Source organism: Kitasatospora acidiphila, from assembly GCF_006636205.1.
GTDB lineage: Bacteria > Actinomycetota > Actinomycetes > Streptomycetales > Streptomycetaceae > Kitasatospora > Kitasatospora acidiphila.
In genome coordinates, this window is the sequence record NZ_VIGB01000003.1 from 805053 (window position 1) to 820702 (window position 15650).

Sequence of the window (15650 nt, forward strand, 5' to 3'; positions counted from 1 at the left end):
TGTCACGTCACCCGGTGGCAGCCAGTGCCGCCGGGCGGCGCGGGCCCTGCCCTGCCGCGCTGCCGGCAGCAGCAGGACGCACGGCCCGCGACGTGGCGAAGCCGCTCCCCGGACCCGCCTGCCACTCGCTCGGTGAGACCCCGTAGGCGGCGCGGAACGCCCGGCTGAAGTGACTGGCGCTCACGAACCCCCAGCGGCCCGCGACCGCCGCCACGGTCACGCGACCCGCCGACCGGGCCAGCTCCCGCCGGCACATCTCCAGGCGCCGGCGCTGGATCCAGCGGGCGACCGTCGCGTCCTCGTGCCGGAAGAGCTTGTGCAGGTACCGCACCGACACGTGGTGGGCGGCCGCGATCCGCTCCGGCGACAGGTCCGGGTCGCCGAGGTTGCGCAGGATGTGGTCCTTCACCCGCGCCAGGGTGGCCCGGGCCGGCTCGGGCGGCTCCGACACCGACCGACCGCGGAGCTCACCGGCGAGCACCGCCAGCAGGTCCAGCGCCGTGGTCGCGAGCCGACCGGCGACGTCAGGCTCCAGCGAGTCGGCGGCCCGCGCCAGGCGCTCCAGATAGGCCGCCACCAGCCGTGCGGTGCCTTCCCCGGCGTCGAACGACGTCGCGGTGAGCATCCGAAGGTCCTCCTCCGAGACTCCCACCGCCGACCGCGGCCAGTGGAAGGCCGTGAAGTCGAACGGCTCCTCCAACTCCTTGGCGAACGGCCGCCCGGCGTCGGAGATCGCGAACGCACCCGGTCGCAGCAGCACCTGGCAGTCGTCCTGGACCAGCCGAGCGGTTCCGCGGTGCTGGAGCGCCAACGTCAGGTGGTCCTCGCCGCCGCGCGCGATCAGGCCCGCACTGCGCACGACCCGCTGCGGCCCGGACCGCACCCGGGAGATCTGGAGGTCGCCCAGCCGGTGGCTGCTGATGCGTGCCGGGGCCGGCGAGCCTTCGAGCAGCGACACGTCCAGCGGGATGAACGTGCGGGAGACCGCCTCGTGCCAGTACTCGGCGCGGTCGGCGGTCGGTATCGCGGTGGTGTCGAGAACGACGGACATCAGCGCTCCTCGGACGATTGCGGGCGCGCCGAACTCACGGTCCGGCGTCGCGGCTGTCGGGCGGGCGCGGGACCGGCGCCTGCCGCCAACTCCATCCCACCGTCGGCCGCCGCCGTGAACCAGGAAGAACAACAGGAGGAACTTCGCCACCGGTGCCGTGCCGTCCGTCCTCACCACGGGCGGCGGCGGTGCGCCCCACGAGGGGACCTTGCGCGGGACACCCGGCAGGTCAGCGGGTGTCGAGGGCGCGGGCGAGCGCGGCCCGCGAGGTGATGCCGAGTTTGGGGAAGACCTTGTAGAGGTGGGCGGCGACGGTGCGGGGCGACAACTGGAGCCGCTGCCCGATCTCCTTGTTGGTCAGGCCGGTCGCGGCCAGCCGGGCGATGCGCAGTTCCTGGCCGGTCAGGGCGGACTGCGGATCGGCCGGTCCGTCCGGCAGCGGGGCCACCGCGTCGCCGGCGGCCCGCAGCTCCTCCTCGCAGCGCTGCGCCCAGACGGCCGCTCGGAGCCGGCGGAACACGTGGTGCGCCACGCGCAGCACCTCCCGAGCCCCGGGGCGGTGGCGCCGCCGCAGCCAGGAACCGTGGGCGAGCCGCAGCCGGGCCAGGTCGAACGGCCAGCGCTCGGCCCCCGGCACGGCGTACGCGGCCTGGTAGGCGGCCTCGGCACCGTCGTCCTCGGCGGCCACGGCGACGGCCGCCGCGAACAGGAAGGCGTGCCGGCCGGAGATCTCCGCGGAGCCTGCCGCGCGCGCCGCCTCGATGTGAGACCGTGCCTGAGCGTGCCGACCGGTGTGCACGGCTGCCGTCACCAGGTCGAAGACCAGCGCGTGGTGCCAGGGCGGCCCGCTGGGCAGGTGCCCGGGCGGGGTGATCTCGCAGAAGTGCGCGTACGCCTCCTCGTAGCGCTGGTGGGCGAGCGCGACCAGGCCGTGCAGCTGGGTCAGGCGGTCGAGGACGTACCGCATCCGGGCCCGCGTGGCGGTGGGCCTGATGGCCTGGTCGATCTCCCGCAGGCCCGCCTCGTCGCCCCGCCCGGCCAGGTAGTGGGCGTAGTAGTGGCGGAACATCAAGGCGTTGCAGTGGTAGCCGAGCTCGTCCGCGATCTCGGCCTCGCGCAGGCAGACGGCCGCCTGGTCCCAGTGGCCGAGCAGGAAGTCCTGGTAGCACTTGGCCTTGGCCACGGAGCCCTGGGTGGCGTAGCCGGACAGCCCGCTGAAGCGCTGCCACAGGTCGCCCTCGGGGCAGTCGAGCGCCGAGGCGGTCCACAGCAGCAGCCAGGCCGAACCGGCCCCCTGCTCCTCCGTCATGCCGTCGGCCAGCGCCCGCAGTGCGTCGGCCGCGTGTGCTCCCGGGTCGGTCCAGGCGCGCAGGCAGAGCCGGCCCGCTTCGGACACGTTCTTCCGGTGCCGCTCCAGCGCCCGCCAGGCCCAGGGGTCGTCGGTGTAGGTGGCGGCCAGCAGCAGTTTGAAGTAGGCCTGTTCCGCCAGCCCGCCGAGGGTGTCGGCACCCGGCGCCGTCAGCCTGTCCAGGACCGCGGGCAGCAGCGCGGCGGAGGACTCGAAGTCGACGTGGTGGCTCTGGTCCGCGTAGACCGCCGCGTACGCGAACAGCGGGGCGACGTCCTCCGGAACGGTGCTGGCCCTCAGTTGCTCCACCAGGGCCGCGGTGCGGCGCAGTTGCCCGCCTCGGGCCGCCATCACGGCGGCCCAGGTGAGCCGGCGGACCCGGTCGCAGGAGCTGGTGCTGAGGGCGGCCGCGCGTTCGAGCAGCAGGGCGCCCTCCGCGTCGCCGCCGCAGCGGGAGAGGTCGCGGCCGACCTCGTGCAGGCGGTGCGCCAGGTCCTGGTCCGGTAGCAGCGCCGCCGCCGCCTCGTGGAGCAGCCGCCGGGGGTCGTCCGGTGCGAGGGGTTCGGCCAGGGCCCGGTGGGCCTCGCGGCGGGCGCTGTCGGAGGCCGCGGCGACCACCGCGGTGCGGACCAGCGGATGCCGGAAGACCAGCTGTCCGGCCTCGTCGATCCGGGCCAGGCCGTCCGCCTCGATCCGGTCCAGGGTCTCCCGGTCCTCCTCGTCCGCCACGGCCCGCAACCACACCCCGCTGCTGAAGTCCGAGCCGGTGGCCAGGGCTCCGAGCAGGAGCAGGTGGCCGACCTCCGGCGTCATCGCGTCGAGCCGCTCGGCGAACATCTGCTCCAGCTTGCGTCCCAGGGGCAACCGCTCCGGCAGCGGCTCGGCCCCCCGCTGCTGGGCCGCTGCCAGCTGCCGCGGCAGCTCGACCAGCGCCAGCGGGTTGCCCGCCGCCTCCGCCAGGACCCGGTCCCTGGTGGTCGCGGCCAGTTCGGGGTGGCAACGTGCCAGCAGGAGGGCCGCCTCCGGCTGAGCGAGGGCCCGTACCTCGACGGCTTCGGCCGACCAGGCCTGCGCGGACGGACCGTCCGCCCGGCTGGCACCGACGATCACCAGCGGCAGCTCCGCAGAGCGCCGCTGGAGGAACGCGAAGACGGTCGCGCTGGACGAATCGATCCAGTGCATGTCGTCCAGGAGCAGCAGCACGGGGGCGGTGCGTGCCGCATCGGCCAGGAGCGCGAGGGCCGCGGCACCGACGGCGAACCCGCTCGGGGCACCGGACCGCACGCCGAACGCGCTGTCCAGGGCGTCCCGCTGATGCGCCGACAGCGCCCCGGACAGCTGGAGCGGCGACCAGAGGGCCTGATGGAGGGCCCCGAACGCGAAGTCGGTCTCCGCCTCGGCGCCGACCGCCCGCAGAACGCCGAATCCGCGCTCGCGCGCGGCCCGCTCCACCCAGCCCAGCAGTGTGCTCTTGCCGACGCCCGGGTCACCGCGCAGCAGCACCGTGGAACCACTCGCCCGGTCCTCGGCCTGGACCAGGGCCGCGGTCAGCAGCTCCGTCTCCCGCTTCCGCCCGACCAGCGCCTGGACCGGGTCCTGCCTGTCTTCCACCACCACTGCCGCCTCTGGATCAGCCGGTCCGCGCTCCCGGCCGCTCAAGGTTACCGTCCGTCACGACCTTCGGTTCCGGCCCTGGCAGCGGCTCCTGGTTCCCGACCGGACCGACGTGGCTGAACGGCGGTGCGCCGAGGGTCAATGGCGGATGCGCGCGGAGTCCATCGCCCGGCCCGGGGCCTGGCTAGTTTGAGCCTCCCGCACGCCGGGCGACACCTCGCGGCCCCTTCCCCTGACCAACCGCCAGGACAAATGTTGATTCTTCAACTATGCTCTCTCGTGCAGCCACCAACGGCCCGCCCGCCGAGGCGATCAGCCGAAACCCGAGGAGGAACCATGGAGCAGTCCGTCCACGACAACGCCGAGAAGTCCCGCTTCGAGATCCAGGATGACGGCCGACTCGCCGGTTTCGCCGAGTACCACCGCTCCGGCAACGAGATCGCCTTCATCCACACCGAGATCGACCCCAGGTTCGAGGGCCGCGGCCTGGGCGGCCGACTGGCGCGGGCCGCGCTGGACGCGGCCCGCGAGCAGGACCTCGCCGTCCTGCCGTACTGCCCCTTCATCCGCGGCTGGATCACCAAGCACCCCGAGTACGCCGACCTGGTCCCCGCCTCGCACCGCGCGCGGTTCGGCCTCTGAACCATCGCCCGCCGCGCCTGCGGCACCGGCCGGCATCTGTGCCCCCAGTGCACCGGGCTGGTCCCGCAGCGCACCACCGCAGCCCGACAGTCAGATGACCTAACAGACCTCCCGACCCGCCGACCATTCTGACGTCGCAGGTTCCGGCGAAAGGGCAGTCAGGTGGGTTTGGAGGTGACGACCGCATCCGTCCCGGACGACGAGAAGGCGGCGTTCTGGGGCGGTGCGGTGTCGCGGACGCTGGTGCCGGTGGAGGTGGCCCCACTCGCCGGGCAGCCGTTCGAGGGGCTCCTGGCTTCGCATCGGCTCGGGTACGTGCGGATCTCGACACTGGAGGCGGACGCGGCGCGCGTCTTCCGCACGGCGGCCCTGATCGCGCGGACCCCGGAGCTCGAACCCCAGGTCGGCGTCGGCGTTCAGGTGTCGGGGCGGGCCGTGCTGGAGCAGGACGGGCGCCGGGCGGAGGTGCCGGCCGGCGGGCTGGTCCTCTACGACACCGCGCGGCCCTACTCCGTCGACTACCCGGAGCGCTTCCGCACCCATCTGTTCCACCTGCCGCGCCGGCTGCTGGGCGTACCCGAGCGCGAGCTGCGGCAGGTCGCCGGGACGACCGTCACACCGGTCGAGGGCTGCGGATCCGTGCTGCTGCCCTTCCTCAACTGCCTCGCCGCGTCCGCGCACTCGTACTCCGCACCGGTCGGCGACCGACTGGCCGGCAGTGTCGCCGACCTGCTGAGCACGTTCGTCACCCAGCTGACCGCCGCGCGGACGGCCGACGGGCCGCGCACCCGGAACGACCACCTGGTCCGCCGGGTGCGGGAGCACATCGACCGCCACCTGGGCGATCCGGAACTATCGCCCGAGACGATCGCACTGGCCCACCACATCTCCGTGCGCTACCTCCACCGGCTCTTCGAGAGCGAGGGGGTGACGGTGAGCCGGCTCATCCAGCAGCGCCGACTGGACGCCTGCGCCCGGGAGTTGGGCCGCCGCGGCCGGACCGCGCCGACGGTGTCGGCGGTCGCCCAGCGGTGGGGGTTCGTCAACCCGGCCCATTTCAGCCGGGCCTTCCGGGCCGCCTACGGAGTCTCTCCGCGCGAATGGCGCGCGCTCCGGACCGCCGACGCCGGCTGACGGGCGCCCGCCGGGTGGCCGGAATCCGTGCACGGACAGGCCACCCGCGGCCGCTGTCCGGGCAGTACCGTCGAACGGCGTGTGCGCGGAGCGGAAAGGCGCGCCGGCGTTCCGCCCCGGCGCTGCGCGCGGCGCGCATCGAGTGCCGCCACGCGCGGCAGTACCCGTCCGATCACGCCAGGAGCCAAGAGTTGTCCGACACCACCCCCTCGCACGGCCGACGACCGGTGCTGGACCAGGCGCTCCAGGAGTTCCTGGACGCATCTGCCGGCAACGCGGTGACGGACCTCCCGGAACTCCTCCTCCTCACCGCGGCCGACGCCTGGGACGCCACCCCGGCCGACGGGCGGGACGGCGCCACGCCGGCCGACCGGGATCCTGACGACCCGTACGGCACCGCGGCGGAGTGGCTCGCCCTGCCCTGCGGACCGACCGGGCGGGTGCACGTCCAGGTGACCAGGCCAGTCGGCGCCGCCCGACCGAGCCCCGTGGTGCTGTTCCTCCCCGGCCTCGGCTGGTCGCTCGGTGACGCGGCCTCCTACGGCCGGCTGATCCGGGAGTTCGCCCTGGGCACCGACGCCGCCGTGGTGTACGTGGACTACGCCCGGGCACCCGCGGCCCGCTACCCGCTGGCCGTCGAGCAGTGCTACGCGGCGGCCCGGTGGATCCAGGCGCACGGCCGGGAGATCGGGCTGGAGGGCGGGCGGATGGCCGCCGTCGGCGACTCCGCGGGAGCCAACCTCGTGGCGGCCCTGACGCTGCTGGCCCGCCAGCGCGGGGACGTACGGCTGGTGCACCAGGTGCTGCTGTGCCCGGTGACCGACGCGGACTTCGACACCCCGTCCTACCACCGGTACGCCACCGGGTACTTCCTGCACCGCGACCACATGCGCCGGTTCTGGGACGCCTACCTGCCCGAGGTCCGGCAGCGGCGGGAGGCGACCGCCGCGCCGCTGCGGGCCGGCACGGACCAACTCGCCGGGCTGCCCCCGGCGCTGGTGGTCACCGCCGAGGCCGACGTGCTGAGGGACGAGGGCGAGGCCTACGCGGCCAAGCTCCGCGCCGCGGGCGTCCCGGTGGTGGCGACGCGCTACCAGGGTGCCGTGCACGGCTTCCTGCTCCTCGACGCGCTCTTCCCCACCAGCACGGCACGGGCCGCCCTGATCCAGGCCGTCGACACCGTGCACATCGCCCTGCACCGCCGTTCCTGGTGAGGCCCGGGGCCGCTGCCGTCGGCGACGCGGGACGCGGCGACGCGGCGACGGCCAGGCATTGGCCAGGCATTGGGCAGGCGTTAGCCCGCGCGGGTCAGGATGCGCGGATCGACTGGAGGGCGTGCGCCGTCGGGACAGCCATCCCGGCCTCGCGTTCCTAGCCTGATGACTACCGCAGGACGAACCAATCCGAGAGGTGATCATCATGTCCGAGCAGAACGCCGCCGGCACCGGGCCGACCCTGGAGCCCGAGGCCCGGGCCTTCGCCGAGGCCACGGCGAACCCGCCTTACCTCTTCGACCTGGGCCCGGCCAAGGGCCGCGCGGCGGTCGACGAGGTGCAGTCCGGCGAGATCGCCAAGCCGGAGGTCGACGAGGAGTGGATCGAGGTGGCCGGCGGCCCGACCGGCCAGGTCCGGGCCCGCATCGTGCGCCCCGCCGGGGCCACCGGCCCGCTCCCCGTCATCCTCTACATCCACGGCGCCGGCTGGGTGTTCGGCAACGCCCGCACCCACGACCGGCTGGTGCGCGAGCTGGCCGTCGGCGCGGAGGCCGCCGTCGTCTTCCCCGAGTACGACCTGTCGCCCGAGGCCCGCTACCCGGTCGCGATCGAGCAGAACTACGCCGTCGCCCGCTGGGTCGTGACCGACGGGGCCGCCAAGGGCCTGGACGCCACCCGGCTCGCCGTCGCCGGCGACTCGGTGGGCGGCAACATGAGCGCGGCGCTCACGCTCATGGCCAAGGAGCGCGGCGACGTCCCGCTGGTGCAGCAGGTGCTGTTCTACCCGGTCACCGACGCCGCCTTCGACACCGACTCCTACCACCGGTTCGCGACCGGCTACTTCCTGCGCCGCGACGCCATGCAGTGGTTCTGGGACCAGTACACCACCGACCCCGCCCAGCGCGCCGAGATCACCGCCTCCCCGCTGCGCGCCACCGTCGAGCAGCTCACCGGGCTGCCGCCGGCGCTGGTCATCACCGGCGAGGCCGACGTGCTGCGCGACGAGGGCGAGGCGTACGCCATGAAGCTGCGTCAGGCCGGCGTTCCCGTCACCGCCGTCCGGTTCCTCGGCACGATCCACGACTTCGTGATGCTCAACGCGCTGCGTCCCTCGAAGTCCGCGCAGGGCGCCATCGTCCTCGCGATCCAGACCCTGCGTGAGGCGCTGCACCAGGGCTGACCCCCGTCGGCACCCCCGCATCCGCCGCGCCGGACCCCAGCGCGGCGGAGGCCCCGCAGATGTGCTCGCCCCGAGCGGGTCGCCGACCTGATCCGCGCCGCCGTACGCCCCGTCACCAGCTGACCAGGAGAATCAGGGCCTGGGCGGCGTCGCGGTGGGCGACCCCCGCCACGCCGCCCAGATCACCGGCGTGCCGCGGCCACCGGGCGGGGTCGAGGACGCGCTGGCGATGGTCTCGCGGCTCCTCGAAGCCCACGAGACCATCCTCGCCGAAGCCCGCGACGCGGCCACCCGAACCACCCAGCTCGGCGACGGCGGCACCCACGACCTCCTCTCCCAGCTCATCCGCACCGGTGAGGACCAGGTCCGGTTCCTCGCCGAGCAGCTCGTGGTCACCCTCAGGACCGGGGCGTGACCAGTGGGCGGAGGCCGTCCGATGTCGGCTCCGCCCTCCCCGCCCTGCCATCCGATCCGCTCCGCTCCGCCCCGCCCCGCCCCGCGCCAAGGAGATCCGTATGCATTCCACTTCCTCCCGCTACCGCCTCGCGGGCCGCGCCGTCCCGGTGGCGCTTCTGCTCGCCACCGCCACGGCCACGTTGGCCCCGGCGCCACCCGTCATGGCCGACGCCCGGCCGACGTTCACTGCCGCCGACCCGCAGTCGGCAGCCGACAAGCCCACCATCGTGCTGGTCCACGGCGCCTGGGCCGACGCCTCGAGTTGGAACCCCGTGATCAGCCGGCTGGAGAAGGCCGGCTACCCGGTCGTCGCGCCGCCGAACCCGCTGCGCGGAGTCGCGGCCGACGCCGAGACCATCGCCGACTTCGTCGCGACCATCCCCGGCCCTGTCGTCCTGGTCGGCCACTCCTACGGCGGCATGGTCATCACCAACGCCGCGACCAAGACCCCGAACGTACGGGCTCTCGTCTACGACGACGCGTACATCCCCGACCAGGGCGACACCGTCTTCGCGATCAACGCGGCCCAACCCGGCTCCTGCGTCACGGCCGCGCCGACGACGTTCCTGAACCTGGTGCCGTATCCCGGCGGTCCGGCCGGTGATGTCGACGCCTACCTCAAGTACGCCCCCAACGGCCAGTACCAGGGCTTCGACCAGTGCTTCGCGAACCGTGTCCCCGCGGCGCGGTCCCGGCTCCTGGCTGCGGGCCAGCGACCGTTCGCCGTCAGTGCCGGCACCGAGCCGTCCGGGCCGCCCGCCTGGAAGACCCTCCCCTCGTGGGCGGTCGTCGGCACCCAGGACCACGTGATCCCGCCGACGGAGCAGTTGTTCATGGCGCACCGGGCCGGCTCGCACGTCGTGCAGGTGCCCGCCGGCCACCTCTCCCTGCTGACCGACCCCGACACGGTCGCCCACACGATCACCGAAGCCGCGAAGGCGGTCGGCTGAGAGGCCGCGCCGTCCGTCACCATCTTGGAGGTACCGTGCCCGGACGCCACCCGATGCACGACCAGGGTCCCGCCGCGGGAGGGGACTCCACCGCGCTCCCCTTGGAGGCGCAACTCTTCATCGGAGAAGGACAGTTCATCGACATACCGGTGCGCTTCGGGTACCGCAGCGACGCCCCCTTCGCCGTCGTCCTGGAGTTCCCCGACTCCGACGAGGCCGTCGGGACCTGGGAGTTCTCCCGCGACCTGCTGTGGGAAGGCCTGCGCAAACCGTCGGGGCTCGGCGACGTGCGGATCTGGCCGCCGTGCCACTGCCATGGCCGCCGAGAGCTGCGCATCATGCTCAAGGGGCGTGACGGCACGGCCCTGCTCGACGTTCCCGCCAAGCCGCTGCGCAGTTGGCTCCGCAAGCAGAGTTTCGCCCTCGTGCCCCGCGGCGCCGAGGCCGAACTCATCGACTGGGAGGCCGAACTGAGCCGCCTGGTGAGTGACCGGTGACGCGGCACACCACCGCCCTTCCCGCACCCGTCGAAGCTTGAGTGAAAGTGCTCGGGCGGCCGGAAGGAACGCTTCCGGCCACCCGAGCACCGCACAACGGACCGAACGGGCCGGCCGAGGAGGTCCAGCGGCTCCCTCGGTACCCGTCGGCATGGAGCGCTTCGCCCGCGAAGGGCTCCAGCCGGGGCAGCAGTGCCGCTCGCCGGACCAGCAGGGTCACCCGGCTGCCGAGCGCCTGCCAGGCGGTGGCGAGCTCCACGGCGGCGACTCCGCTCGTTCCCCGGATCGGCCGGCCTGCTAGCGCAGCTCGGCTACTCCGGGTTGTCTCCCGTCACACCCTCCCTCCGCGGCCACTGGGTACCGGTTCCGCCTCTACCGGCCGTGAGCAGCTCGCCCGGAATCAAAGGGTGCGGCACACCCCGGAGCCGGTCCGTGCAAGCCCGTTCAGGCCCTTGAGGAACAACTCATCCAGCTCTTACGCGCGTGCTACCAGTTGCTGCGCATGATGGAAGGGAGGTCGCCCCGCCCGGTGGGTCAGGGCCGGGACGGTTCCCCATCGGCTTCTCGGCACGCACCACATGTGGGACTGTCATGAGCACTCACCAGGACCCCGGGGCCCCGACCCCCTCCGACAAGTCAGACAGCGGTGGCCAGGTCGGCCCGCCCGGCGGCTGGGGGCCGCCGCCCCCGGACGCTCCCCCGGCCGGGCCGTACGGGTCGGCGCCGCCGCCGATACCCCCGTACCCGCCGAGCCCGCCGTACCCGCCGAGCCCGCCGGCTCCCGGCTACGGCGACGGTGCGGTGCCGCCGCGGCGGCACCGGGTCAGCAGGTACCTGGTACCGCTGGCGGTGGCGGCCGTGGCCGCGGCGGTGGGGATCGGTGTCAGCCGGGCGTACTGGCAGTCGCAGGCGCCCCAGACACCGGGCAGCGCGTCGGCACCGGCCGGCCCGTCCAGCGGCAGCGGAGCAGGAACGACGGACGCGTCCGCGAAGGCCGATCCGGCGCTGGTGGTCATCAACACCGTCCTCGGCTACCAGGGCGCCGGGGCGGCCGGCACCGGAATCGTGCTCAGCTCGAACGGCGAGATCCTCACCAACAACCACGTCATCGACGGCGCGACCTCGATCACCGCGACCGACCTCGGCAACGGCCGCACCTACACGGCGAGCGTCGTCGGCTACGACAGCACCGGCGACCTGGCGGTCCTCCAACTGCAGAGCGCCTCCGGCCTGCCGACCGCCAGGACCGCCGACTCCTCGAAGGTCGCGGTCGGCGACCCGGTGACCGCGATCGGCAACGCGGGCGGCACGGGCAGCGCGACGGCGGCCAACGGCACTGTGACCGCGCTCGACCAATCCGTCATCGCGAACGACCCCGGCAGCGCGACGGCCGAGCAGCTGACCGGGATGATCCAGGTCGACGCGGACGTCCAGCCCGGCGACTCGGGCGGCGCACTCGTCGACGCCACCGGCGCCGTGATCGGCATCGACACCGCCGGGTCCGACACCAGCGCCGGCGCGCCGCAGCAGGGGTTCGCGATCCCTATCGACACCGCACTGCCGCTGGCCCGGCAGATCATGGCGGGCAAGGCCGGCCCGGAGATCCACATCGGGCCGACCGCCTTCCTAGGGGTGCAGATCGCGACGGCATCGGGCGCCGGGGCGGGCTCGGGCGCGCCGGTCGCGGGCGTGATCACCGGTTCCCCGGCCGCACAGGCGGGGCTCGCCGCTGGCGACGTGATCACCGCCGTGAACGGCCGGACGGTCGACTCCCCCGCCGGGCTGACCACGATCATGGCGAGCAGCACCGTCGGCAAGCCGCTCACCGTCCAGTGGACCGACGCCACCGGAGCCTCGCACAGCGCCACAGTCACCCCGACCACCGGGCCGGCCGGCTGACGGCCGCCAACTCCGACGGACCGCACTGACCGCCGCCGGCACGCCACCGCGCGCCGCAGCAGGCGAGCGCCGTGCGCGGCGTGCAGCGGCTCCTGTGGCCAGGCCGATCGGGCGCGCCGCCACACCGCACCGGCGCACACCGCAGCAGCCAAGCGCCGTACACGGCGTGCAGCGACTCTCCCGGCCAGCCCGAGCGAGCGCACCGACCGCCACCGCACGCCGCACCGCACCGCACCGCCGCACAACTCGTGCGCGGCGTGCGGCGGGTTCCCGCAGCCGGCTTTCGCCTACCGGCGCACCGGCCGCCGCCCCTGCCCGCACCCGATGGGCACCACCCGCCATCCACGCGAGAAGCGCGCCACCCGCACACCGCACAGCCCGCCCTCCTCGCCGGCGAAGCCGCGGCGATGCGCGCACCCCCTCCACCCGCCGGCGCGGGGCGAGGATGGGGGTATGGACGAGCGAGCGGGGCTCGCCGCGAACGGACCGGTGCCCGAGGTTGCGGCCGGATCGACGCGAGGGTCCCTGCGTCGGGATCTGGCCGGCCCGTTGCGCGGGCTGCTGGCCGGCCAGTGCCTCGGGCAGTGCGGTGACGGGCTGGCGCAGATCGCCTTCGCGCAGTTCGTCCTCTTCGACGTGGGCCGGGGCGCCACACCGGGACGGATCGCCGCGGTGCTCGCGGCGACGCTGCTGCCGTTCAGCCTGGTGGGCCCCTTCGCCGGGGTGCTGCTGGACCGCTTGGACCGGCGGCGCACGCTCGTCGCGGTCTCGGTGCTGCGCGGGCTGCTGGTCGCCGTCGGGGCGGTGGTCGTGGCGGCGCGGTTGACGGCGCCGGCCTATCTCGCGGTCATCCTGCTGCTCTCCTCGTCCCGCCTGGTGCTGACCGCGAAGGGCGCCGCGCTGCCGCGCACGGTGCCTCGGGAGCGGCTGGTCCCGGCCAACGCGCTCTCGGCGCTGGCCGGATCGTCGGCTGCGTTCCTCGGCGCGGTGGGCGGCTCACTCTTCGTCGGCCGGTCGGTGGTGGCCGGCTTCTTCGCCGCGGGCGTGCTCTACGCGGGGGCGGCGACGGTCTTCGCCACCCTGCCCTCCCTGGGACCTGATCGACCGATCCCACCAACCGGCCACCCAGAACCACCCGCCACCCCGCGCCCCCAGCCGCACAGCCCGGGCCCACCGAACCCGGAGCGACAGCCGAGCGACGCGCCCTTCACAACCCTGCCCTCCCTGCGACCTGATCGACCGATCCCACCAACCGGCCACCCAGAACCACCCGCCACCCCGCGCCCCCAGCCGCACAGCTCCGGCCCACCGAACCCGGAGCGACAGCCGAGCGACGCGCCCTTCACCACCCTGCCCTCCCTGCGACCTGATCGACCGATCCCACCAACCGGCCACCCAGAACCACCCGCCACCCCGCGCCCCCAGCCGCACAGCCCGGGCCCACCGAACCCGGAGCGACAGCCGAGCGACGCGGTCTTCCCCCGCGTGCTGCGCACGGTCGCCGACCTCGTCGAGGGCGTGCGGGTGGTCACCCGCACGCCGGCGATCCGGCGGCCGCTGCTCGCCGTGGGGGCGCACCGGCTGCTGCTCGGCGCGGGGTTCGTGGTGCTGGTGCTGGTCGCGGACTCGCAGTACCGGCTGAAGGCGTCCGGTTACGGAATCGCCCTGGCCGCCACCGGCATCGCCACCTTCGCGGCGAGTGCGGCCGCGCCGGCGCTGGCGTCGCGGTACGGGGCCCGTGCGCTGTTGCCCGCCGCGTTCCTGCCGGCCGCCGCGGCGGCGTACGTCGGCGGGCTGTTCCCCTCGCTCTGGGTGCTGGTGGCGTGCGTGGCGGTGGCGGCGTTCGCTTTCCAGGTGCTCAAGGTGTGCGCGGACGCCCTGATCGGCGGGGCCACGCCGGATGCCGCACGCGGGCGGGTGTTCGCGCTGTACGACCTGCTCTACAACCTCGCCTTCGTCTTCGCCGGGCTGGCGATGGTCCCGTGGTGGCACGCAGGGCGGGAGCGGGCGCTGCTGTGGTGGGTGGCGGCGGGGTTCACGGCGGGGTGGGCGGTCATCGAGCTGGCCGACCACGGGAAGCTGCGGTGGCGGCGCAGCCGCCGCGCAAGGCGGCGCCGCCGTCCGCGTCCGCGTCCGCGTCTGCGCCTCGGCGCCCGCCCCCAGCTGCGCGGCCGCTGTGCCGCCCTCCTCGCGGGCGGGCTGCCCGCGCTCGCGTTCCCCGCGCCGGCGTGGTGGTGGCTGGCGTGGGTGGCTCTGGTCCCGTTGCTGCTGCTGGTCCGGGCGGCGCCGACTCGGCGGGAGGGCGTGATCCGGGCCTGGTGGGGCCTCGGCGGTTTCGAAGTGGCCACGCAATACTGGCTGTTGCCCAGCATCGGGCCCGCGCTCGGGCTGCTGGCCGTGCTGCTGGGGGCGCTCTGGCTGCCGTGGGGCTGGGCGGTGCACCGGCTGCTGGCGGCCCCGCTCACCGGTCGGCGGGCCGCCGCCGCGCTGCTGGTCGTGCCGAGCGCGTGGACGTGCGCGGAGGCCGTGCGCTCGTGGCAGAGCCTCGGCGGCCCGTGGGTGCTGCTCGGCGCGACCCAGTGGAACCAGCCGAGCCTGCTCGCCTCGGCCTCGCTGGGCGGGGTGTGGCTGACGGGCTTCCTGATCGCGCTCGTGAACACCGCGGTGGTCATCGTGCTGATCAACCGTCAGCGCGTCAGGCTAGTAGCCGTGGTGATCCTGCTGGCGGTCGCGGTGGGCCCCGTCTGGTCCGCCGTGCGCCCCGCGCTCCCCGCCGCCGGGAGCGTGCGGATCGCGGTGGTACAACCCGGGGTGCTGACCTCGCCGACGGGCCGCCAGTCCTGGGAGGAGACCACGACCGCGCAGCTGAGCAGCCAGCATCCGGACCTGGTGATCTGGGGCGAGAGCAGCCTCGGCTACGACCTCACCGCCGACCCTGCCCTGATCGCCGGCCTCCAGGGCCTCGCCCAGCAGGTCAACGCGGACCTGCTGGTGAACGGCGACGCCACGGTGCCGGGAACCTCGAGCGCCTACAACACGTCCGCCCTGATCGCGCCCGACGGGCTGGTCGGCGAATACCACAAGATCCGCCTGGTGCCGTTCGGCGAGTACATCCCGCTGCGACCAGTCCTCGGCTGGGTCGCCGACTTCAGCAAGGCGGCGCCCACCAATCGCGTGCGCGGCGACCAGACCACCGTGATGCACAGCGGCTCGCTCGCGTTCGGCCCGCTGATCTGCTTCGAGTCCGCCTTCCCCGACCTGGCCAGGACCGAAGTCGCCCACGGCGCGCAGCTGTTGGTGTACCAGACCTCCACCTCCACCTTCCAGGGCAGCTGGGCGCAGCCCCAGCACGCCTCGCTGGCGGCGGTGCGGGCCGCCGAGACCGGGCGGCCCGCGGTGCAGGTCGGGCTCACCGGTGTCAGCGCGGTGTTCGACGCCCACGGACGGCAGCTGGCCTGGCACGGGGCGGGCTACCGCGGCGCGTTCACCACGGACGTGCCGCTGGTCTCCGGGAGCACGCCGTACCAGCGCAGCGGTGACTGGATGCTGGCGGTGGCCTTCACAACGCTGGCGGCCGGGGCGACCTCGGCGGTGTTCCGGGCGCGGCCGGACGAACGCTGACACTCGGCGGTGTTCCGGGCGCGGCCGGACGAACGCTGACACTC

10 protein-coding genes and 2 pseudogenes are annotated in these 15650 nt (G+C 74.3%); 9 read left to right on the plus strand and 3 right to left on the minus strand.

Features of this window, described 5'->3' with window-relative positions; genetic code table 11:
* Positions 1-7 precede the first annotated feature (7 nt).
* Positions 8-1051 carry an AraC-like ligand-binding domain-containing protein gene (locus E6W39_RS04495; RefSeq protein ID WP_141632371.1) on the minus strand — a complete coding sequence of 348 codons (1044 nt, stop codon included), beginning with the start codon at positions 1049-1051 and terminating at the stop codon, positions 8-10.
* 229 nt (positions 1052-1280) lie between these two features.
* Positions 1281-4013 (minus strand): helix-turn-helix transcriptional regulator, encoded by a 2733-nt coding sequence (locus tag E6W39_RS04500; RefSeq protein ID WP_228717960.1) that lies wholly within the window; start codon positions 4011-4013, stop codon positions 1281-1283.
* A 336-nt stretch (positions 4014-4349) separates the two neighbouring features.
* On the opposite strand from E6W39_RS04500, the gene E6W39_RS04505 reads away from it, so the two are divergent.
* From E6W39_RS04505 to E6W39_RS04535, 7 genes and pseudogenes are all read left to right on the plus strand, one after another.
* Positions 4350-4655: a GNAT family N-acetyltransferase gene (locus E6W39_RS04505; RefSeq protein WP_323808984.1), complete on the plus strand. Its 306-nt coding sequence runs from the start codon at positions 4350-4352 to the stop codon at positions 4653-4655.
* A 162-nt stretch (positions 4656-4817) separates the two neighbouring features.
* Positions 4818-5789: an AraC-like ligand-binding domain-containing protein gene (locus E6W39_RS04510; RefSeq protein WP_141632373.1), complete on the plus strand. Its 972-nt coding sequence runs from the start codon at positions 4818-4820 to the stop codon at positions 5787-5789.
* A 191-nt stretch (positions 5790-5980) separates the two neighbouring features.
* Positions 5981-7003 carry an alpha/beta hydrolase gene (locus E6W39_RS04515; RefSeq protein ID WP_228717963.1) on the plus strand — a complete coding sequence of 341 codons (1023 nt, stop codon included), beginning with the start codon at positions 5981-5983 and terminating at the stop codon, positions 7001-7003.
* A 205-nt stretch (positions 7004-7208) separates the two neighbouring features.
* Positions 7209-8183, plus strand: a complete 975-nt coding sequence (locus tag E6W39_RS04520; RefSeq protein WP_141632375.1) for an alpha/beta hydrolase — start codon at positions 7209-7211, stop codon at positions 8181-8183.
* 133 nt (positions 8184-8316) lie between these two features.
* Positions 8317-8598: pseudogene (locus E6W39_RS04525) on the plus strand (ferritin-like domain-containing protein); the annotation flags it as partial.
* Between the two features lie 100 nt (positions 8599-8698).
* Positions 8699-9589 (plus strand): alpha/beta fold hydrolase, encoded by an 891-nt coding sequence (locus tag E6W39_RS04530; protein ID WP_141632377.1) that lies wholly within the window; start codon positions 8699-8701, stop codon positions 9587-9589.
* A 35-nt stretch (positions 9590-9624) separates the two neighbouring features.
* Complete coding sequence (locus E6W39_RS04535) at positions 9625-10086, plus strand: SsgA family sporulation/cell division regulator (RefSeq protein ID WP_141632378.1); 462 nt, start codon at positions 9625-9627, stop codon at positions 10084-10086.
* A gap of 160 nt (positions 10087-10246) precedes the next feature.
* Here the strand turns inward: E6W39_RS04535 and E6W39_RS43970 are convergent.
* A pseudogene (locus E6W39_RS43970) lies at positions 10247-10417 on the minus strand (NAD-binding protein); the annotation flags it as partial.
* 260 nt (positions 10418-10677) lie between these two features.
* Here E6W39_RS43970 and E6W39_RS04545 point away from each other — a divergent pair.
* Both E6W39_RS04545 and lnt read left to right on the plus strand, forming a co-directional pair.
* The gene (locus E6W39_RS04545) at positions 10678-11985 is read left to right on the plus strand and encodes a S1C family serine protease (RefSeq protein ID WP_141632379.1); all 1308 of its coding nucleotides are present in this window, start codon (positions 10678-10680) and stop codon (positions 11983-11985) included.
* A gap of 453 nt (positions 11986-12438) precedes the next feature.
* Positions 12439-15606, plus strand: a complete 3168-nt coding sequence (gene lnt, locus E6W39_RS04550; RefSeq protein ID WP_181799098.1) for an apolipoprotein N-acyltransferase — start codon at positions 12439-12441, stop codon at positions 15604-15606.
* Positions 15607-15650: the final 44 nt, after the last annotated feature.

Coding starts and splice junctions, on each gene's coding strand:
- lnt (WP_181799098.1), top strand. CDS start 12,439: ATGGACGAGCGAGCGGGGCTCGCCGCGAACGGACCGGTGCCCGAGGTT.
- E6W39_RS04505 (WP_323808984.1), top strand. CDS start 4,350: ATGGAGCAGTCCGTCCACGACAACGCCGAGAAGTCCCGCTTCGAGATC.
- E6W39_RS04495 (WP_141632371.1), bottom strand. CDS start 1,051: ATGTCCGTCGTTCTCGACACCACCGCGATACCGACCGCCGACCGCGCC.
- E6W39_RS04530 (WP_141632377.1), top strand. CDS start 8,699: ATGCATTCCACTTCCTCCCGCTACCGCCTCGCGGGCCGCGCCGTCCCG.
- E6W39_RS04545 (WP_141632379.1), top strand. CDS start 10,678: ATGAGCACTCACCAGGACCCCGGGGCCCCGACCCCCTCCGACAAGTCA.
- E6W39_RS04520 (WP_141632375.1), top strand. CDS start 7,209: ATGTCCGAGCAGAACGCCGCCGGCACCGGGCCGACCCTGGAGCCCGAG.